Raw genomic sequence first — 20600 nt, forward strand, 5'->3', positions numbered from 1 at the left:
CGTCGACCGTTCTGAAGATGTTCTTGACATGACACAGGAGGGAAGATATAAAATGACAGCCGTAAATGGATCCATTTTTGTGTCCACAGGAGGCGACGATCCTGAAGGAAAGGCTTAATGCGGACGAAAGAGCGTTTCGCCACATCATAGCGGCCATTGTTTCCCACAGGGTCCGTCCCGGGGACCGGATCTACGAGCCCGCCCTGTCGCAGGAGCTCGGGTTGAGCCGGACTCCGATCCGGCATGCGATCAGCCGATGCCTCTCAGAAGGCATCCTCGAGAAGAACAGGGGACAGAAGGGGTATGCCGTTCCGATCCTGACTCCCGAAGACATGGAACAGGTGTTCCAGGCCCGCGAGGCGATCGAAGGGCAGGCCGCCCGGCTTGCTGCTCTCAAGGGCCTTCCGGAGGAGATCGAAGAGCTCAGGCTTCTGAACCGCCTGGAGCGTGAAACGTTCGAATCCGCCACGCGGGAGGAATACGCCGAGCTCAACAGGAAGTTTCATTTCCTCATCGCCTCCATGAGCAGAAACGTGTATCTCGAACGCTACGTGACGCAGGTTTACTGGCGCTCCCAGCTCTATACCTTCTATCTCGGGTGGTTCTATTCCTTCGGAGTGGAGGGAACGCGGCGCCTGGACCACCACGTCAGTCATCTGGAGCACGCCGGAATCATCGACGCGCTCGAGAGAAAAGATCCCGACGCCGCCCGCGAACAGATCGTCCAGCATCTCCGGGCGACGTATCACGTGAGGTTTCTTCCCCGCTGAGAGAGGTGAGGCCGCGTCGACCGATTCTTCGTTTTGACCGATGCTGTTTGCGCGTACTGTCGAAGGCTTCCTGATCTGTCGAAGGAGGGGTCGGTTCCATGGATGTATTCAGCAACGCTTTCGAGAAGAAATGGTTCTGGGTTTTCACGGTCCTTTTTGTCGTCATTATGATTCCTTTGCCGTTTTTCTACGTCGAACGGTATATTCCGTCCCTTTGGGGACTTCCGCTCTTTATCGTCGGCTGGACGGTTCATACGCTTGTCGCGATGTTCCTGATCTTCGTTTTTTACATACAGGCGATGAAACGGCCCGAATATCACGAGTTTGACGAAAAGTAGGAGGGAAGCGGAATGGATGCCGTTTCGAAACTGATATCGCCGGTTCCGGGAGTGTTCTTCACGGTTCTCGGCGGGTATTTCGTGATTATGGCGTGGATCGGGTATGTCGCTTCGAAGAAGACGACGACGCTCGGCGAATTTTTCGTCATGAACGGCAAGGCGGGTGCGGTCGTCAGCGGCCTTGCGTATTTCGCGACGCAGTACAGCATGAGCACGTTCATGGGATGCCCGGCGACGTGTTACAAGGTCGGGTATGCGGGACTCACGATTTCAGTCCCCGGGCTCGTTTTCAGCATGATCATCCCAGCGCTGCTCATCGGAAGAAAGCTCATCCGGCTCGGGCACAGGTACGGATTCCTGACGATGGCGGACTATCTCGCCGATCGGTACGAGTCCGACGGAATCCGCAGCCTTCTCGCGGTCATGATGGTCGTTTTCATGATTCCGCTCATGGGGGCGCAGACGATCGGAGCCGGAATCATCTGGCGGACGTTCACCGGGCAGCCTGAATGGGTCGGCATCGTCCTGATGGGCGTCATCGTCATTATCTACTGCATGTCCGGCGGCATCAGGGGGGCGATGCTGACCGACGTCATCCAGGGAAGCCTCATGGTTCTCACGGCGATCTTGACATTCATCATTTCGGTTCGGATCGGCGGGGGGTTCGAAGCGATCAACAGGAAACTGCTCGAAATGAATCCCGCCTACCTGAGCCACCCAGGCATCGGCGGCGTTTATGGCTGGGGCAACTACGTCTCGATGATCGTCATGTGGAGCTTCTTTTCGATCGGTCAGCCGTCGCTTTCCACGAAATTTTTCGCCATGAAGGATTACAAGGTCATGTTCAAGGCCGTCATTCTCGGGACGATAGGCATGTGGCTCGCGGCGACGCTCATCGAATGGGCCGGAGTGAACGCGATCGTGTCGATCCCCGGACTTGAGGGGAAGCAGATCGACTTCGTCGTCCCGCTCATTCTGCAGCAACAGATCAGCCCCGTCTTCTCTGCGCTTCTCATTGCGGGAATCGTCGCGGCGGGAATGTCGACGATCGACAGCCTGCTCATCGTTTCGACGGGCGCGATCACGCGTGACATCTACCAGAAGATCGTCAACAAAAACGCCTCCGATGCCGACATATTCCGCCTCTCGCGGTACGTTACCATCGTCATCGGCATCGTGGCGATCGTTTTCGGAATCTCGCGGCCCGGGACGATATTCAAGCTCGTCCTCTTCGCCTTCGGCGGTCTCGGCATCTGGGCGGCGCCGATCCTGATGGGGATGTACTGGAAACGGGCGACGAAACAGGGCGCGATAGCCTCCGTAGTGGTCGGCGTGGCCGTGTACATCGTTATCTCGATGCACTTCAAGTCCTGGGCTCTGGGATTCAATCCCCTTCTCGTTTCCTGGTGCATCGCGATGCTCGTTCACTATGTCGTGAGCCTCGCGACCTCTCCGAATTCCGAGTCGACAATAAGGCGTCACTTCGAACTGGAGTAACACCCTCTCATGAAAGACGACCCGCCTTATTCCCCCGGGGCGGGCCGTCTTTTTTCAAGGTGGTTTCGTCTCTCAAAGGAGGCTGGTATCATGTATCTGGAAAATATGACGTGGAAACGTGCCGGAGAATGCATGGGATCATGCCCGCTCGTCCTGATCCCGCTCGGAAGTGTCGAACAGCACGGTCCGATCGGGCCGCTCGGGACGGATTTTCTGATTCCCGACGCGTTCGCCCGCAGGATAGAGGAACGTATGCCGGACGACGTCCTCGTCCTTCCGGCCATGCCGTACGGCGTATGTCCGTATCACATTGGCTTCGCCGGGACGATTGACATCGGAACGGACGCCCTCACCCTCGTCCTGCGGCGGATAGCGGAAGCAATGATGCGCCACGGGGCCCGGAAGTTCTTCTTCCTGAACGGTCACGGCGGGAATGGTCCGGCACTCGATGCGGCAGCGCTTTTCATCTATCGGGAGGGCGGACTCGCGGCCGTCGCCGACTGGTGGAGCATCGCGGGACAGCTGAATCCGGACTGGGTCGGCGGGCACGGAATGGGGCAGGAAGCGTCCATGATGATGTCGATACGGCCTGGAACGGTCGATATGGAGACGTTTTTCCGGGGACGCGTCAATCATCTCGGCGACTCGCTGCGAAACACGCATCTGACGCAGGTCAGGTTCGGCAAGGGAACGTTCCGTATCGTCAGGGACGTGTGCGATGTCGAAACGAGCGGCGCCTTCGGCGGGCCGGATGATCCGGCGAAGGCCTCGAAAGAGTGGGGCGACGAGATGTTTGCGACCATGACGGAGTACTTCTGCGACTTCCTGCAGGAGTTTCAGTCGGTTCCGTTGCGGTAGGAAACGGAGACGGCATCGGCGCCGCCGTTGCGGGTGCCGGTGAGATTTGACTGCTGGGGGTTGCGTGCGATTGAAGAGTCTTCTGATATGCGGTGGAGAAGTGTTTACGCCCGATCCCGCTGGATTGGCTGATATCCTTGTCTTCGGCGGGACCGTTCATTCCGTGGCCCCGGATATCTCCGGGGAGGCCGTGCGTGGAGTCGATGCGAACGTCCGCGTGATCGACGCCGGAGGGTGTTGCGTCGTTCCGGGACTTGTGGACCAGCACAACCACATCAACGGCGCTGGCGGCGAAGGCGGACCGGAATTCCGGACGCCTCCGGTGACGGCGGGAACCCTTTTCCGCGCCGGAATCACGAGCGTCGTCGGGATGCTCGGGACGGACGGGGTCGGGCGTTGCCTGCAGGAACTTCTCATGAAGGCCCTCGGGCTCGATCGGGAAGGCGTCAGCGCGTGGATCCTCACGGGCGCGTACCAGCTTCCGGGGCCGACGATCACGGGAAGCGCCCTCGGCGATATCATGTTTATCGATAAGGTCATCGGGACGAAGATGGCTCTTTCGGATCACAGAGGGTCCCATCCTTCAGAAGAGACGATCCGCCGGACGATATCGGAGACACGTCGCGGGGGAATCCTCTCGGGCAAGGGTGGCATGTCGGTCGTCCACATGGGGTCCGAAAAGACCGGATTCCGTCCCATTTACGATGCCATCGGTGAGACGGACATTCCGCTGACCCAGGTGTTGCCGACGCATTGCGGCAGGAACCGAGCCCTTCTCGACGAGGCGATCGAATGGGCGCTTCGCGGCGGCTGCCTCGACATCACCACGAGTGGAGGCGGGGGACGTGCCGGAATCTCGCTGTCGGCGCCCGACGCGGTCATGCGATGTCTCGAAGCCGGAACGCCGCTCGACAGAATCTCGATGAGCACCGATGGGAACGGCAGTCTCCCGTCGTTCAACGAGCGGATGGAATTCACGGGCATGGACGTCGGAAACCCGGCGAGCCTGCACGACGCGATGGCCGAACTCGTCCTGCGATGCGGGCTTCCGCTCGGAGACGCGCTTTCTCTGTGTACGCGAAACCCGGCTACGCGAATGCGCCTTCCCCGAAAGGGGGAACTGAAGGCGGGATCGGATGCCGATATCCTCGTGCTCGAGCGGAACTCCCTGAGCGTCAGGGCTGTCGTCGCGCGCGGGGAGATCGCCTTTCTCGACGGAAAGCTCCTTCGGCGGGGGACGTTCGAAAGGGAATAGCGCCCCTCCGATTCGCGAGATGAGGGAACGAATCGTCGACGCGACAGGCGATCCTTCCGGGATCGCCTGTTCGCTTCTGCGGGATTCGGTCGGCGAGAAATAGGAAACGTCTCTTGTAGAATGGGAAAAACACGCTATACTCATATAGGTCAATATAGGTCAAGGATGTGATCGCATGGGTGTCGCCTACAAGAACTACTATGAGATTCTCGGCGTCGGAAGGGACGCGACCGAAGATCAGATCAGGAAAGCGTACCGGAGGCTCGCGAAGAAATATCACCCGGATGTCAACAAGGACCCCGGTGCCGAAGCGAAATACAGGGAGATCAACGAAGCGTACGAAGTCCTCAAGGACCCCGGGAAACGCGGACGTTACGATACGCTCGGCGAAAACTGGCAGACCGGGCAGGACTTCCAGCCGCCGCCCGGATGGACGCATCGCGGACCGGGGGGGCAGCCCGGAGACGAATCGTGGGGCGGGTTCAGCGACTTCTTCCGGGTGATCTTCGGAGGCCAGGGGCAGGGAGGAGTGGATCTCGGCGACATTCTCTTCCGTTCCGGAGGAAGAAGACAGGAGTCCCCAGCCGCCGAACTCGAGCTGACTCTCTCGCTTGACGAGGTCATCGCCGGCGGTACGAAGTCGATCGCCTACGAAACTCGGGAGCCAGGACACAACGGAATGATCGTCCCTCAAAGGAAAACCGTCAACGTGAACCTGCCTCAGGGCGTTACGGAAGGATCGCGTATCCGGCTCGCCGGGAAGGGCCCGGGGGGCGGCGACCTCTACATAACGATTCACGTCGACGGAGCCGGATTCACGCTCGACGGACACAACCTCAAAACGACGGTTGCGGTCGCTCCGTGGGAGGCGGCGCTCGGCGGGGTCATTCCCGTGCGGACGCCGGGAGGACGCGTGGCGATGCGTCTTCCCGAGGGGGCTCAGGGGGGGCAGACGTTCCGTCTCAAGGGAAAGGGGTTGCCGCGACGAAAGGGGGCCCTTCCGGGGGATCTTCTCGTCACCGTGGAGATCGCGGTCCCGAAATCGCTGACGCCCAGAGAGCGGGAACTCTTCGAGGCGCTCGCCTCGGAATCGTCTTTCGAACCTCGTCCGGCCGAACGGGTCGAGCGCGCGAAATAGCGATCAATCGAGGGAGAGGGTGTCGCCGTCGTGCCCTCTCCCCCGGGTCTTTCCGATCCTGACGACCTCGAACGACGTCGTCGCGCTGCTCCCCGCGGAGTCGGTCACCGCCACACGGTGCTTTCCCTGTGCCATCGTCCAGAAGAGAGACCCCGGATCGGTCTGCTTTCCGTAGAATTCCCCGTCCACGAACCAGAAGAAGGGTCGGACGCCGCCTTCGCACGTGAACGCGATCCGTCTCGAACCGTCACCCGGCGCGAGATAATAAATCGATTCGGAGAGAGGCGACGTTACGGTCACGCCCTTCGCGCGTACGGTCGCGGAGGTTCTGCGCGCGAATTCCTCGAGTTCCGCCGGCCATACGACCGCCGTCGCTCCGTCGCGCTGGACGTGGATGTCGCACGGCGTGTTCGGCGAAACCCCGACGATGTACCAATCCTTCTTCGTGTGGGGGCACAGCGGGGATGGAGGCATCCCCGAAAGCGAACAGACTTCCCGCCGGGAAACCGAATCCGGGGAATCGTACCAGTCGCTGCGTCCTTCCGAAAGGTGGCGGATGATCTTCAGCGCGGCGGGGGCGGCCGCGTGGAGTCCGACGAGACTCGGGTGGGACGCGGCCGCCGTGTCGCCGACCCAGACCACTGCCGTGTAGGCGGGAGTGTAGGCCGCCGCCCAGGCGTCCCTCAGGCCGTATGATGTCCCCGTCTTGAAGGCGATGTTTCGTTCTTCATGTCGGAAAACCTCCCGAAAGATCGGCAGAAGACGTCCCGTATCGCGGAGAATATCCGCGACGATGAAGGTTGCGCCTTCCGAAAAGACCCGCCGGCTCTGCGATGTCCGGAACGACGTCCGGATGGAATCCGCTCGGAAGAGAAGCGGCTGACGCCGGATGCCGAGCGTCGCGAGCGTCACGTACCCTTCGAGCATCTCGAGAAGCGTGACTTCGCAGCCACCAAGGATCAGTGAATCCCCGTAATGGCCCGTGCCATGGACGAGCGACGTGAATCCCGATGTCCGCAGGCGCTGAAGCGCCTCCTCCGCGCCGACGAGCCGGAGAACGCGGACCGCCGGCGCGTTCAGCGAATCTGCGAGCGCCGTCCGGGTGCTCACGGGACCGCGGTAGACGAGGTCGAAATTCCGGGGGGCGTATCCGGAAAACGCGAGAGGCGTATCTGCGAGAATCGACGAGGGAGTGAGCAGTCCGTATTCGAACGCGGCCGCGTAGACGAACGGCTTGAGTGCGGAACCGGGCGACCTGGGAGCCTGGCCGCAGTCGATCCAGCTCCCCGGTGCGCCGCTGCCGAAGCGGGCGTTGCCGACGTATGCGACGATCTCGCCGGTCCGGTTGTTCGCGACGGCTCCGGCCGCGGTGATCGATTGGGGAAGGTCGATGATCGTCTCGGAGAGAGCGTGTTCCAGACGATGCTGCACCGCGGGATCCAGGGACGAGATGCAGAACGTCCGGCCGGGAGAGCTTCGCAGGAGGAGATTGACGAAGTGGAACGCCTCGTCCGGGATGTTGCCGCGGTTCGCGGGGAGCGCCTCCTGTTCCGCGAGGTAGGCTTCTTCCGCGCTTACGATTCCCCGGTGTACGAGAAGATCGAGGACGTTCGCCCGCCGTGCCCGGGCGCTGTCGGGATTTCTGTCCGGGCGGTAGACGGAGGGTCCCTTCAGCATGCCTATGAGAAGCGCCGCTTCGGAGAGCGAAATGTCGGATGCGTTTTTGCCGAAATAGGCGCGGGCCGCCGCTTGGACCCCGCGGATGTTTCCGCCGAACGGCGCCCGGTTGAGATAGAGTTCCAGAATCGTATCCTTGCCGAGGTTCCGCTCCATAGAGATTGCCTGGAGAAACTCGAGCGCTTTTGTCCGTATCGTTCTCGGGCGGGGGATCGAAAGCCGGATGAGCTGGCTCGAAATCGTGGACGCACCTGAGACGACGGTCCCCGATCCGACGTTCTGGACGATCGCCCGGAAAAGCGCTATCGGATCGACGCCGAAGTGACTCCGGAATCTATGGTCTTCCACTCCGACGGCGACCCTCGGAAGCCACCGGCCCATCTTGTCGAGCGAAACCGGAACGCAGTACTCGGAAGCTTCCGAAAGGCGGATGGCGAGAGCCCGCTCGTATCGGTCGGTGATGAACGGCGACACGGGGTATGACAGGATCCGGTCGAGGGGGAGGGGAACGCAATGCACCGCCGCGACGAGCGCGGCGGTGCATGACGCAAAGAGAAACAGGAGAACTGTCGCGAGAAGCCGCAATTGAAACCGTGTGCGCACCGACACATCCCCCTGTTCGTTTCCGACGGAAGCTTCCTAGCGGATTTCTATCCTGCCGGCGCCGCTCAGGCTCCGGATTCCAGGGTTGTACATGCACTCCGCCGCGACCGGCGGCAACGAGAACGTTCCCTTGGTGACGGCGCGGACGGCGTAACGGTAGACCATGGGTTCCGCGACGCGATCGATGAAGACTACAAGCCGATCGTCACGGATTTCGGCCCGGATGCCCCTGTTCCTGTCGCCGCTTTCGGCCGCTTCGGTCCTCTCTTCGTCTTTCGAAAGGCGTGGGTTTTCGATCTCGAAACCGGCGGGCAAAACGTCCGCGACGACGAGGTTCTCGACCGGTGCGGACGGAGTGATCGTCAGCGTGACGACGATCCGCGCCCCCTGCCTGAGGGCCCCCGGCGCGAGCGGTTTTCCGTCCTGATCGGCGAACGAACGCCGGATCCCGATTCCCTGATCGTATTCCTTCGCGGGTTTCACCGGGACGCCTGAAAGAGCCCATGAGTAGTATACGCTTCCGGCGCCCTTCGTGACGACGGAGAGCGACGAAGGAGCGTCCGGACCGATGGATGCCGAGGCCTTCCCCCCGACGGCCATGGACGCGATGTTCTTTCCGGACGCGTCTTTCACGGTCGCTTCGACGGGTTTTCTCGCGTTTTCCGTTTTTTCGAGGAATCGCGAGAGCGCGAGAACTCCCATTCCGTTTTCCTGCGTCGTACGCCACTGATTGCCGGAAAGCGACGACATCAGTGTCCGGGCGACCGACATCGCCTCTGCCGACATCGGGTCGACCGCAGTCCACGCAAGGAGATGCAGCGCGTTGTTGCGGACGCCCGACTCGAGAGTTCCGCTGCTCTGCGGGGCGATCGTCGAAGGCGCTATGCCGCCGAGAATGCGCTTCGCCACCTGCGGCTGGTTCGCCGTCGCGTACGCGGCCGCGAGCAGCAACCGGCCCGACGGATAGAGCGAATCGATACTGTCCGCGAGGTGCATCATCCATCCGAGCGGCGCTTCTCCGGCGAGCGCGAGGACGTAGGACGCGTACGCCTTCGACGTGTTGACGCTCCGGCCTTCGTCGGCCTCCGGATCTTCCTCGCGGCCGAGAAGCTGTTTCAGCCAGTTCAGGGATGCGTCAAGAACCTCGTCCGGGAACCGGAAGCCGCCTTTTTTCGCTTCGAACAGGAAGTGGGTCGCATAGACGCTGTTCCACGTGCTCGTGGAGGTTTCTCCCGGCCAGGCGGTGAACGATCCGTCGTACAGCTGCAGCGCCTGGACGGATCGGATAATGCGGTCCATGGCGCGGTTCCGTTCTTCGGCGTTCACGAGGTCGGGATCGATGTCCGCGGCGATCGCCGGTGAGGCGAGAATGGGCCATGCTCCGGAAATGGTCTGTTCGAGACAGCCGTAGGGGTAGGACATCAGGAACTGCGCCGCGCGCGCGAGATCGACGGCCGGCGACGCTCCGACGACGAAGACACCCTGCTGCGTTCCCCTGAGCCATCCGGCGGGAAGGTCGATCGTCGAGCCGGAATCGCCCGACACGATGCCGGAACCTGACATCGTCACTCTCGGGGACGAGGGACGAACGGCGAGCTCAGTCGTCTCGGAGTGCGTCTCCGTTCCCCACGCGGCCTCGACCGTGACGGACGAGATCCCCGCCTCGTCTCCGGCCCTGATCGTAAAGAACGCGAGATCGTCCTTCCTGTCGCCCTGCAGGCGGACAGTCGTTTCCGAAGCGCCCTTCACCGACAGGCTGCCTGTTGTCGTCACCTTCAGTGAGACCGATGTTTCGCCGTTTCGCGTCGTGAAGACCTTCACGGGCATGACGAACGAATCTCCCGGCGCCGCGGCGCGCGGCAGCGTCGGTTCGACGACGACGTCGCGCGCGATCTGGACCATACGCTGTGCGGATCCGGACTGCGCTCCGGCGACGGCGATCGCCATCAGACGTCCCTTGCCGCTGAATTCCGGGATATCGATGGTTGTGGAAATCTTGCCGGACGCGTCCGTCCGAAGGGATGGGACGAAGATCGACAGGATTCTGAAGCGGCGTGCCTCGACCGGCGAGAGGTTCGCACGGAGCGCCGCCATGGCGTCTTCTCCCGCTCCTCCGGCGGGGTGAAGAAGGGCTGTCGTCCGGGATTCGAGCGGCATGAGCTGGTCGTACAGGTCGAAGATTCCCGTTCCGAGCGCCCGCCTGGCCGTGAAAAACGCCCACGGGTCGGGCGTCGCGAAATCAGTCAGAGAAAGGACCCCTTCGTCGACAAGCGCGACGGCCACCTCGCCCGAGACCGGAGAACCGTCGGGTCTGCGAAGCGATACGTCGACGACGAGGGGTGCCCCGGGTACGATCGTCTCGGGGGCGGCGAGGGCGACGTCGAGACGCGCGGGCGACTGATCGACTGCGATCGGAACCACGCCGACGGCGCGGTGCGGTCCCCATTCCTCGTCCGCGACGACGGGACGGATCGCCGAGACGACGCAGTAGGCGTTCGGCCCCATCTCCTCGGTTACGAGGAATTTCACGGTCGTGGACGTATCGTCCACGCGGACGATCTTTCGGAAGACCTCTCTGTCGGTCTCGACGGAGAAGTGGAGCAACCCTTTGAACGGCGAACGAATCGCGATCTCCGCCGTTTCTCCGACGGCGTAGCGTTCCTTGTCCGGTTTCAGGACGACGCGGTCGAGGAGCGCCGACTCGGCGCCAGCGGATCCGGACCATGCGTAGAAGCGCATGGATGCGGAGCTTCCCGACTCAGGATCGTCGAAACGGATCAGATATTCGCCCGGGGATGCCGGGGTGACCTGGTACGTTCCGATTCCGCCGCTCATACGGACCTGGGCGTCGTGGACGGGCACCAGTTCCTCCTGTTTCTGGGCGCGCGTCTGGTTGCCGTAGCGGACGAGCGAGTAGTGCGTCACGACGCGTTGGAGCGACGCGCGGATCTCCGCGAGCTGGGCCGGTTTCCCGTCGGGCGTCACTGCGGCGACCCGGAACGACGACGCCTTTTGCGGCGAGATGTCACCCCTCGGCGCCTCGATTCCGACCGAGAACGGGTAGGGATAGAACGGAATTTTCATGGCTTGCGGCACCCAGCGGCCCCCGTCCTCCATGACGCGGACGATGAACAGGATGTCGAGCATGGATTGCGGCGAAAGTCCCGTCTTGACCTCGTATTCGGCCGCGGCGGCGCCGCCTGCGTCGAGCCGTCCCTGTCCGAGCGTATCGGTGAAGGGCTCGAACTGTCGTTCCCTGTCGCCGAACGCAAACGCTTCCCATCCCTTAGCCTGGAACGTTCGCGGCAGGAAGCGGACTTCCCCTTCCCATGCGAGCCCCGAGGCCGGGGCGCCGAAGAGATATTTCGATGCGATCGAAACCGGGATCGCGCCGCCCGAAACGAGGGATGCGACATCGGAGCGGAGCGAGACTTCGAGCCGGGGCGCCGCGAACTCCTCGACATGGAAACTGCATGAGCCGATCGATCCGCGCTCGTCTCCCGGAACCGAGACCTGCGCCGAGTAGGTTCCGGTGGGGGCGCCGCGCGGAAGTTCGACCCTGAACGTCGCGCCACCCTGATCGGAAAGCATCGCCGTTCCCTGCCTGAGGAGACGCCCCGTGGAGGTGCGGACGGAGAACGTCAGCGGGAAGGGCGCCGGCGGCAATCTCTTCCCGTCGCGGACGAAGGCCGCGATGTCGACGGCTTCGCCGGGGCGGAAAACGCCGCGCGGAGTGAAGCAGAACGCTTCGTACCCGCGCCTCAGATAGGGGCGTCCGCCGATATCGAACCCGGCTTCCGCGAGAAGACTCTGGTCGAGCTTCAGATACGAGACGTCGTCTTTCGTGGAGACTGTCACGACCGAGGGAAGGAGCTGTTCGTCCCACGGGTCTCTGCGATACGCCGAAAAGGCGCCCTCGGCGTCGGTCGTCCCCTCGGAGATGAGCTGATTGCTCGAGGAGTATACGCGGACGGAGGCGTTCGCGATCGGGGTCAGTCCGGAGATCGAGTTCGCCCAGAGCGTAATTCCGTCGGAGTAGACCTTCGCGGCGATTCCGATGTCCGTCACGGAGACGACCTGTTGCGCGTCGCTCCAGTATTCTCCCTTGGCGTCCTGCGCCGTCAGGAGGAATAGCCCCCTGGCGTTTTCGGCGAGTTCGCGCAGGTTGATCGCGCGACGCGCCGTTTCGTTGAACGGGGCGTCGATACGGGCGTTTTTCTTCGCGACGAGACGGGACAGATCCTTCGGGAGCATGTCATAATTCTGGGGGCGCAACGCGAGCGGAATGTTATTCTCGTAAAGCCGCCACAGCGTCAGCGTGACCTCCTCCATATTCACCGTCTCGATCGGGATGCGCAACTCTCCTGTCGGGGAGAGGAAGGTCCCCGATGCGGGAAAGTTGATGGCAGGGTCCATATCCGGGAAGATGAACGCCTTTTTGAAATCCTCCTTCAGCGGTTTCCCCTGCTGGGCGGGAAGACCCTTCCGGATCGTGACGGTCACCCGCTGCCTGGGTTTGAAGTCGCCCTGAATCGAAAATCCGTTGTATTCCGGTTCCACGGTGAAGTCCATCTTCGGAGAGAGTTCGATGAACCGCGGCAGCGAACGCATGTCGGGCGGAACCGACGTCGAAATGAAGATCCCGCTCTTTTCCGGGTATCGGGACTGCGGGTTCGCCTCCCGGATGTCGAGCTCGCGGGAGATGGAGAGCTCCTCTTTCACGGGCTTCTCGAGGCCCATCGGACCGGCGGCGCCGACGAGACCCGGAGCGATGTCGACGACCACCTTCGGACCCTGATATGCTTGTGTCGTGACGACGACCGTCGGAGCGGGGACCGTTCCCCGTACGGAATAGGAGAGATATTGCCCCTTGTCGTTCAGGACGTTCAGGAAACCGCGGATCCTGACGGGCGAGACCGGCATCGAAAACGACAGTTCGATGACCACGTTGTTGTTCTGCGTCAGGTCCACCTGACGGGCTTTCAAAAAACGCAAAGGATCGGTGTAGAATTCGAATATCTGCCGTCCGGCGATCAGGCGTCCGTTCACGTCGCGCAGGTTTTCGTCGATCATGACGCGGTATTTCGTCGCCCGCGCGAGGTTTGAGAGCGGCGTGAAGACGAACGTCGCGGGGTCGGTCCACTTTCCTTCGCCCGCGAGCCACGGAGTCGCGATCAGCGGAAACTTCTCCGGCGCGACGGGTTTGTTGATGACGGACCTGTCCACTACCGGAGCCGAAAATGAAACCCTCAGAGTGGGACGTCCCTGGACGAGTCCGACGGGAGAGAATGCCGCGACAGTAAAGTCGCCGGTCGGTGCGGGACCCGCATACAAGGGATATGGGACGCACGCGAGAGCGATGGAGAGTCCGATCGCTCCGAACAGCTTCAGCCAGGTGGACATGGTATGACCCCCTTTTTCAGATCTGAATGTCATATCCGTTCATCACTGTATTATACGCAAAACGCGAAGAGATGGGGTGCATGTCTATGAATTCGGAATCATCCCCGATACGGGGCGTCGTGTTCGATCTGGACGGGACGATCGTCGACAGCGAGGAGAACTACTACCAGTCCGACGTGAGGATCCTCGCGCGAAGGGGAGTCGCGTTGACGCGGGAAGACAAGGGACGCTTCATCGGGTACGGCAATCGCTACATCATGGAGCGGTTCATCGCGGAATTCGGTCTTGCCGACACACCGGACGCGCTTCTCGAGGAGAAGAACCGGGAGTATCTCGCGATCGCTCGTTCGGATACGAGCGTCTTTCCTGAGATGCGGGCTCTCATCGAGGGGTTTTTCGCAAGAGGAGTCCCTATGGCCGTCGCGTCGGGATCGTCTCCTGCCGTCATCCGGGAAGTTCTCGGGATTACCGGGCTGCGACGATACTTCGGGGCGACGGTCTCTTCGGAGGAAGTCCCGAACGGCAAGCCTGAACCGGACGTCTTCCTCGAAGCGGCGGAGCGGATCCGTTCCGCGCCGCGCAACACGCTGGTCGTCGAGGATGCCGTATACGGCGTGATAGCCGCGAAACGCGCCGGAATGCGATGTGCCGTCATCCCGACATTTCCCGAACCTCCCTTCGATTCCAGGCTGCTCGAAGCGAACTACGTCGTCCCGGGAGGGATGCGCGAGTTCGTCGCGGAAGATCTTCTCCGGTGGGCGGACACTCATGGCAGATAATACGGCGATGCGGCGGAACTCCGCGTATGTTTCCGGTATCTCCGGGGCCGCTGGCGGTCATGCAGGGGCGCGCGGCACGCTTGATGAATCCATGGAGAAGCGCATCGGACGGCTCATGGGCGAGAGCCGGGGGAAGGTCGCCGGAGGACGGGTCGCGGACTATATCCCGGAACTCGCGAAAGTCGACGCGACTTAGGTGTCCGTCTGCGTCGTGAACTGGAGCTCGGGCCATATGATGTTCCGTCGCTCCGCTCCGGCCCTTTTCGTATGCGGCGGACGCTTTCCGTGTCGTCCTCAATAATCATGCGCCTCTCTCCACAATATATTGACAAATACTGACCTTAGTTGTATATAGACTATGGTGAAACTGTGTCAAATGGGGGGATGACGATGGACCTGTCCACGTTCACGAAAAAATCGCAGGAGGCTCTTTCCGAAGCTCAGACGCTTGCCGCGACGGCAGGGAACATGAGCGTCGAAGTGGAGCACCTTCTTTTGTCGATGCTTCGTCAGAAGGATGGACTCATTCCGAGGATTCTCGCGCGCATGGAAATAGATGCCGGCGGTCTCGCGCAGGATGTGGAAAGAGAGCTTGCGCGTTTGCCGCGGATCTCGGGACCGGGAGCCGAGCCCGGCAGGATTTACGTGTCCCAGCGCCTGAACCAGATCCTCGTGAACGCGCGTGAGCTGGCGACACGTCTCAAGGATGAATATGTATCCGTCGAGCATGTCATGGCCGCGATACTCGCCGAGGGGACGGCGACCCCGGCGGGAAAGATTCTCGGGGCTCGGGGAGTGACCGAGGACCGCTTCCTGTCGACGCTGGCGCAGGTCAGGGGCGCGCAGCGCGTCTCGAACGACTCTCCGGAAGAGACGTACGAGGCGCTTCGGAAATACGGACGCGACCTCGTTCAGATGGCGAGAGAAGGGAAGCTCGATCCTGTGATCGGGCGGGACGAGGAGATCCGGAGGGTGATCCGGATCCTGAGCCGGAAGACAAAGAACAATCCGGTTCTGATCGGAGATCCCGGCGTCGGAAAGACGGCGATCGTCGAGGGGCTCGCCGAACGCATCGTTCGGGGCGACGTTCCCGAAGGTCTCAAGGATAGAACGGTGTTCGCGCTCGACATGGGATCCCTGCTCGCCGGAGCGAAGTACCGCGGCGAGTTCGAGGAGCGGCTCAAGGCCGTTCTCAACGAGGTCCGGCAGAGCGAAGGCAGGATTCTGCTGTTCATCGACGAATTGCACACCGTCGTCGGAGCCGGTGCCGCGGAAGGCGCGATCGACGCCGGGAACATGCTGAAGCCCATGCTGGCGCGCGGCGAACTTCACTGCATCGGGGCGACGACGATGGACGAATACCGAAAGCACATCGAGAAGGACGCCGCGCTCGCTCGGCGCTTCCAGCCGGTTCTCGTCGAACAGCCGAACGTCGAGGACACGATCTCCATATTGCGCGGGCTCAGGGAGCGCTTCCAGGTCCATCACGGAGTGCGCATCCGCGACACCGCGCTCGTCGCGGCGGCGGTCCTGTCGAACCGCTATATCACCGACCGGTTTCTTCCGGACAAGGCGATCGATCTCGTCGACGAAGCGTGTGCGATGATCCGGACGGAGATCGACTCTCTGCCGACGGAACTGGATACCGCGTCGCGGCGCGTGATGCAGCTCGAGATCGAAGAGGCTGCGCTGACGAAGGAAAAGGACGCCGCGAGCCTGGAACGCCTCAAGACGCTCCGGAAGGAGCTTCAGGAGGCCCGCGAGGAGGCCGATTCGCTCCGTGCGCAGTACGAGGCCGAAAAGAACATGATTTCAGGCGTTCGCGACCTCAGGAGCCGGATCGAGGAGATCAACCGGCAGATCGAAAAGGCGGAACGCGACTACGATCTCAACAGGGCCGCCGAACTCAAGCACGGACAGCTCCCGCAGCTGAGGGAGGAGCTGAAGGCGAAGGAAGAAGACCTCGCGGCGCGGCAGGGAGGGCAAGTCCTTCTCCGGGAAGAGGTCACGGACGACGAAATCGCAGAGATCGTGAGCCGATGGACCGGGGTCCCGGTGACCCGTCTTGTCGAGGGGGAGCGGGAAAAGCTCCTCAAGCTCGACGAGATCCTCCACCGGCGCGTCGTGGGGCAGAACGAAGCCGTGACGCTCGTGGCCGACGCGGTGATCCGGGCCAGGTCGGGCATCAAGGATCCGCGACGTCCGATCGGTTCGTTCATCTTCCTCGGTCCCACGGGTGTCGGAAAGACCGAGCTCGCGAAGGCGCTCGCCGAGGCGCTCTTCGACAGCGAGGATGTCCTCACGCGGATCGACATGTCGGAATACATGGAAAAACACGCGGTATCGCGTCTCGTCGGGGCACCTCCGGGATACGTCGGGTACGACGAGGGCGGGCAGTTGACCGAAGCGGTCAGGCGACATCCGTATTCGGTGATCCTCTTCGACGAGATCGAGAAGGCGCATCCGGATGTCTTCAACGTCCTGCTGCAGATCCTCGACGACGGACGCCTCACCGACAGCCACGGTCGCGTGGTGAATTTCAAGAACACGGTCATCATCATGACGAGCAACCTCGGAGCGGAATACCTGCTCTCCGGGATCACGCCGGACGGACAGATCAGAGATGGTGCGAGAGAACAGGTGATGTCGGAGCTGCGGAGGGTCTTCCGCCCCGAGTTCCTGAACCGTGTGGACGACGTGGTACTGTTCAAGCCGCTGCGGCGCGACGAAATGCTCCGGATTGTTCGGCTCCTGACCGCGACGCTCGAACGGCGTCTGAAAGACAGGGATATCGTGCTCGAACTGACGGACGGGGCGGCTGAATACCTGGCCCGGACGGGATACGACCCGGTCTACGGCGCGCGTCCGCTCAAGAGGCTCATGGTCCGGACGCTCGAAACGAAACTCTCTCGCCTGATCGTGACGGGGGAGGTGCCCCCCGGATCGACGGTCAGGGTGTCCGAAAAAGGTGGAGAGCTCGATTACGAAGTGATCCTCGCGGCGTCGTCCGAATAACGCCGTCAGAACGCGTCCGGTCGAGAGCGAAAAAAAACAGCGGCCTGAAGGGAGCATCCCTTCAGGCCGCTGTCATACCCGCCGTCAGCGGATCTCGAACATGACCTTCCCGAGCGTGCCGAAGTCGGCGACGTATTTCCCGGGTTTGCCCGGAATCATGTTTCCGAGCGCTCCGGTCATGAAAATGTCGCCCGCCTCGATCTTCCAGCCGCTTTCGATCGAGCGGTTCACGAGCCAGAGAAGCGCCTTCCACTGATCTCCGAGGGCATCGGGCGCCTTTCCGGCGTTGATCTTCTCGCCGTCGCGCGTCAGGACGACGGCGAAGGAGTTGGGATCGACCCTGTGCCCCATGCGCGTCTTCGGCCCCGCGATGAAGCTCACGGCTGAAACGTTGGCGGCGATAAGGTCCACGCCGCGGAAACCCTGCATCGTCTTGAAGTTCATATCGGGAAGCTCGATCGACGGCATCACCGAAGAGAACGAGCGTTTCAGCTCGGCGACGGACTTTACGGGCTTCGTGATCGTGCGGCCCGCCTGGAAGGCGAGTTCCGTTTCGACCATGAGCGCGGCGTATCCCTTCGAAAAGATCACGGGGGAGCCGGTCATCTTTCCGGAACCGTAGAGGACGCCTGCAACGGGATCGGAAACGCCGAATTTTTTCTGGCCGGCTGCGGTCGTGAGTCCGGCCTTGAATCCCGCGACGGAATCGCCCTTGAGCCGCTGCGTCACATAGTCCCTCTGGACCGCATATGCTCCGGTCTCATCCAGTTTCGGATCGATCGCCGAAACGAGAGGAAGGAGTTTTCCCTGCTTATGTGCGTCCACAAGGGCATTAGCGAGGTCCGCAGTTCCGCAGAAGGCCGTCGTTGCGATCAGAACGAAGAGTACGGAAATCACAGGTATCCACTTGCGTCTCATGCCGTCCACCTCCAGAATGTGGTGCGTAGGGTCTCTACCCGGAAATTTATACTCCCTTGCGGCCGGTATCTCAAGGGAGTGCCCGAAAACCAGTGAAAGGAGCGTCGCTTCTCATGTGCCTGGAACCGATCAACCTGTTTGCGCTGCCGCGCCCCCTTCCGCCAAGGGACGCGGAGGAACGGCTCGATGTCCTGCTCCGGACCGGGAGCGTCCGGGTCGAGCGGATCGTGTCGACCGGCCAGTCGTCGCCGCCGGGATTCTGGTACGACCAGGACGAGGACGAGTGGGTCGCGCTTCTCGACGGAGAGGCGGAGCTTTCCTTCGGCGACGGAACGGGAGTGTCGCTTCGTCGCGGGGATTCGATCTTTCTTCCGGCGCGTTGTCGTCACCGGATCGAGTGGACGAGCGAAGAGCCACCCTGCGTATGGCTGGCGGTTTTCGCGAAAAATTCGTCGCAATGAGGTATGAATACTGTATAATTCCAAACTTCTGTGATATGTTGCCGCGGATGGTGCGATAATACGAATATTCGTTTCTCTGGAGGTCGTTTCATGCCGAACCGCTCGATCCGTATCCGGAGCTCGGGTTTCAAGCTCTCTCTCCTGTCCGTTGCGCACTTTTTCAACGACCTGTACGCGTCATTTCTGCCGACCTTCGTCCCGGGAATCATCGGACGCCTCGGACTCAGCATGGCGCAGGCCGGACTTCTCAATACCGTCGTGGGGACGGTCCACCTGTTCTGTCAGCCCGTCATGGGGTACCTTTCCGACCGGACGACCCGAAGCTGGCTCATCACGATCGGCCCGATCCTGACGTGCCTCGGGGCGACGCTTTTGCCGAATTCTCCATCCTACGGGTTCGCTCTCCTGTTCGCCGCTCTCTGGGGACTCGGGAGCGCGTCGTTCCACCCCCAGGGAAACGGCAGCGTCGGTCACGTCGTTTCGAGAGAGCGCCTGACATCCTCGCTCGCGATCTTCAGCGTCGCGGGAAACGTCGGTGTCACGCTGAGCCCGCTCTTCGCCGTGGCGATGGCGAAGAGTCTCGGACTTCCGGCGCTTCCTTTCGTAGCGACGATTCCCGTTCTGATTCTCGCCTGCTGCATCTTCCGCTACATGCCCAGGTTCAGCGACGATCCCCCGTCCGCGCCTGCCGCACGGCAGGGGATCCTCGGCGCGCTGACATCGGTCTTCGCGACGATCTTTCCGATCTGGGCGGTTTCCGTGGCCCGCGACGCGACGAGCCAGGGCGTCAGGTTTTTCCTTCCCATCCAGATTTCGGCGAACGGAGGGGATATCACTGCCGTCGGATCGATTCTCTTCCTGATGATGCTCGCGAGCACGATAGCGATGGTGATCGGCGGGAAGCTTGCCGACCGCTTGGGGAAGCGATGGACGCTGACGCTGCTGCTCGCCGTATCGTCGGTCGCGCTCTTTCCGGCGCTCATGACGAAAGGGGCGATCTCGATCGCGCTCTATCTCGTCGGCGTCTCCGCCGCGAACGCGACCCTTCCCGTGACGGCGGCCCTCGCGCAGGAAATGGCGCCGCAATCCCGGAGCATGGCGAGTTCGATCGTCATGGGGCTCTCGTGGGGCATCGCGAACCTGTTGACCGGGCCGCTCGGTTTTGTGGCCGACCATTTCGGGATCCAGGCGACGATGACCATCGTCGCGTCTCTCCCCTTGTGCGCGCTTCCCTTCATGGTATTCTTTTCAAGGAAAGGGCGGACTTCGGCGGACTGAGGGACCCCACCGGAACGCAGGAGGGTGCGGAAGAAAAATCCGCGTGGAAGCCGCTTCGTTCGGGGAGGTGTCGGAAGGTGGCGTGCATTGTTCGGTACGTGCTCATGGGTGCGTTGCTGGCGGTTTTTTCCGTTTTGCCTGCGTCTTCGGAAACGTCTTTCGAGAAGGTCGCGCGGTTTATGGAACGGACGATCGAGCGATACGGCAACATGGAAGCGTCCCTGACGGAGGCGCTCGGAGCTCCGTCAGAGCGGAGCGTTACGAAGCACACGAGTCCGCACGACCCGAACTACACGTATGAACTCGTGTCGATGGACTTCGGGCCGAAGGGAGCGCAGGCGGTGGTGTACCGTGATTCCGACAAGGAGCTCCTCGTCAATCTCGTCGCGACGACGCCGAAGCTCGTCTTCGGAAAGAACGTGCGTGTCGGGTCGCCGAAGAGCGCCGTCATCCGGGAACTCGGCGCTCCCGCCGAAGAGCGGGACAACGAAATGCGCTACGAGGACGAATCGGGGTATGTGGACATCGTGTTCCGGCTCGACCTCGGCGGAACGGTTCGCCGCATGAGTTTTTCCGTCTGGATGGACTGAACCGGAGCATGGCGAAGGGG

The 20600-nt window shown here is 61.9% G+C and carries 15 protein-coding genes; 12 read left to right on the forward strand and 3 right to left on the reverse strand.

Annotation, left to right across the window (positions count from 1 at the left end; all coding sequences use genetic code 11):
* The first annotated feature begins 65 nt into the window (after positions 1–65).
* From ACZ5IU_RS12055 to ACZ5IU_RS12080, 6 genes are all read left to right on the forward strand, one after another.
* Positions 66–770, forward strand: a complete 705-nt coding sequence (locus ACZ5IU_RS12055) for a GntR family transcriptional regulator (protein ID WP_464417636.1) — start codon at positions 66–68, stop codon at positions 768–770.
* A 98-nt stretch (positions 771–868) separates the two neighbouring features.
* Positions 869–1108 carry a hypothetical protein gene (locus ACZ5IU_RS12060; RefSeq protein WP_464417638.1) on the forward strand — a complete coding sequence of 80 codons (240 nt, stop codon included), beginning with the start codon at positions 869–871 and terminating at the stop codon, positions 1106–1108.
* Between the two features lie 12 nt (positions 1109–1120).
* Positions 1121–2605: a sodium:solute symporter family transporter gene (locus ACZ5IU_RS12065; protein WP_464417640.1), complete on the forward strand. Its 1485-nt coding sequence runs from the start codon at positions 1121–1123 to the stop codon at positions 2603–2605.
* A 90-nt stretch (positions 2606–2695) separates the two neighbouring features.
* Positions 2696–3463 carry a creatininase family protein gene (locus ACZ5IU_RS12070; protein ID WP_464417642.1) on the forward strand — a complete coding sequence of 256 codons (768 nt, stop codon included), beginning with the start codon at positions 2696–2698 and terminating at the stop codon, positions 3461–3463.
* 70 nt (positions 3464–3533) lie between these two features.
* Positions 3534–4718 carry a beta-aspartyl-peptidase gene (gene iadA, locus ACZ5IU_RS12075; protein WP_464417644.1) on the forward strand — a complete coding sequence of 395 codons (1185 nt, stop codon included), beginning with the start codon at positions 3534–3536 and terminating at the stop codon, positions 4716–4718.
* A 175-nt stretch (positions 4719–4893) separates the two neighbouring features.
* Positions 4894–5856 carry a DnaJ C-terminal domain-containing protein gene (locus ACZ5IU_RS12080; RefSeq protein ID WP_464417646.1) on the forward strand — a complete coding sequence of 321 codons (963 nt, stop codon included), beginning with the start codon at positions 4894–4896 and terminating at the stop codon, positions 5854–5856.
* A 3-nt stretch (positions 5857–5859) separates the two neighbouring features.
* On the opposite strand, the gene pbpC is transcribed toward ACZ5IU_RS12080, so the two are convergent.
* Together pbpC and ACZ5IU_RS12090 are read right to left on the reverse strand one after the other, a co-directional pair.
* Complete coding sequence (gene pbpC, locus ACZ5IU_RS12085; protein ID WP_464417648.1) at positions 5860–8136, reverse strand: penicillin-binding protein 1C; 2277 nt, start codon at positions 8134–8136, stop codon at positions 5860–5862.
* 36 nt (positions 8137–8172) lie between these two features.
* On the reverse strand, positions 8173–13539 hold the full coding sequence (locus ACZ5IU_RS12090; RefSeq protein WP_464417650.1) for an alpha-2-macroglobulin family protein: 5367 nt from the start codon (positions 13537–13539) through the stop codon (positions 8173–8175).
* A gap of 80 nt (positions 13540–13619) precedes the next feature.
* Between ACZ5IU_RS12090 and ACZ5IU_RS12095 the strand changes: the two genes are divergently transcribed.
* The 3 genes from ACZ5IU_RS12095 to clpB all read left to right on the forward strand — a co-directional run bounded on the left by ACZ5IU_RS12095 (position 13620) and on the right by clpB (position 17333).
* Positions 13620–14318, forward strand: coding sequence for an HAD family hydrolase (locus tag ACZ5IU_RS12095; RefSeq protein ID WP_464417652.1), 699 nt, complete (start codon positions 13620–13622; stop codon positions 14316–14318).
* Entirely contained in the window at positions 14308–14514 is a 207-nt protein-coding gene (locus ACZ5IU_RS12100) for a hypothetical protein (protein ID WP_464417654.1), read from the forward strand. Before ACZ5IU_RS12095 ends, ACZ5IU_RS12100 begins: the two co-directional genes overlap by 11 nt.
* Positions 14515–14708: 194 nt before the next feature.
* Positions 14709–17333, forward strand: coding sequence for an ATP-dependent chaperone ClpB (gene clpB / locus ACZ5IU_RS12105; RefSeq protein ID WP_464417656.1), 2625 nt, complete (start codon positions 14709–14711; stop codon positions 17331–17333).
* An 84-nt stretch (positions 17334–17417) separates the two neighbouring features.
* Here the strand turns inward: clpB and ACZ5IU_RS12110 are convergent, their stop codons facing one another.
* Positions 17418–18251 (reverse strand): 2-keto-4-pentenoate hydratase, encoded by an 834-nt coding sequence (locus ACZ5IU_RS12110; RefSeq protein ID WP_464417658.1) that lies wholly within the window; start codon positions 18249–18251, stop codon positions 17418–17420.
* 92 nt (positions 18252–18343) lie between these two features.
* On the opposite strand from ACZ5IU_RS12110, the gene ACZ5IU_RS12115 reads away from it, so the two are divergent.
* The 3 genes from ACZ5IU_RS12115 to ACZ5IU_RS12125 all read left to right on the forward strand — a co-directional run bounded on the left by ACZ5IU_RS12115 (position 18344) and on the right by ACZ5IU_RS12125 (position 20580).
* Positions 18344–18712, forward strand: a complete 369-nt coding sequence (locus ACZ5IU_RS12115) for a cupin domain-containing protein (RefSeq protein ID WP_464417660.1) — start codon at positions 18344–18346, stop codon at positions 18710–18712.
* Positions 18713–18802: 90 nt separating this feature from the next.
* Positions 18803–19990 (forward strand): MFS transporter, encoded by a 1188-nt coding sequence (locus tag ACZ5IU_RS12120; RefSeq protein WP_464417662.1) that lies wholly within the window; start codon positions 18803–18805, stop codon positions 19988–19990.
* A 77-nt stretch (positions 19991–20067) separates the two neighbouring features.
* Positions 20068–20580, forward strand: a complete 513-nt coding sequence (locus ACZ5IU_RS12125; RefSeq protein ID WP_464417664.1) for a hypothetical protein — start codon at positions 20068–20070, stop codon at positions 20578–20580.
* Positions 20581–20600: the final 20 nt, after the last annotated feature.

The sequence above is a fragment of the Lactivibrio alcoholicus genome (assembly GCF_055390895.1).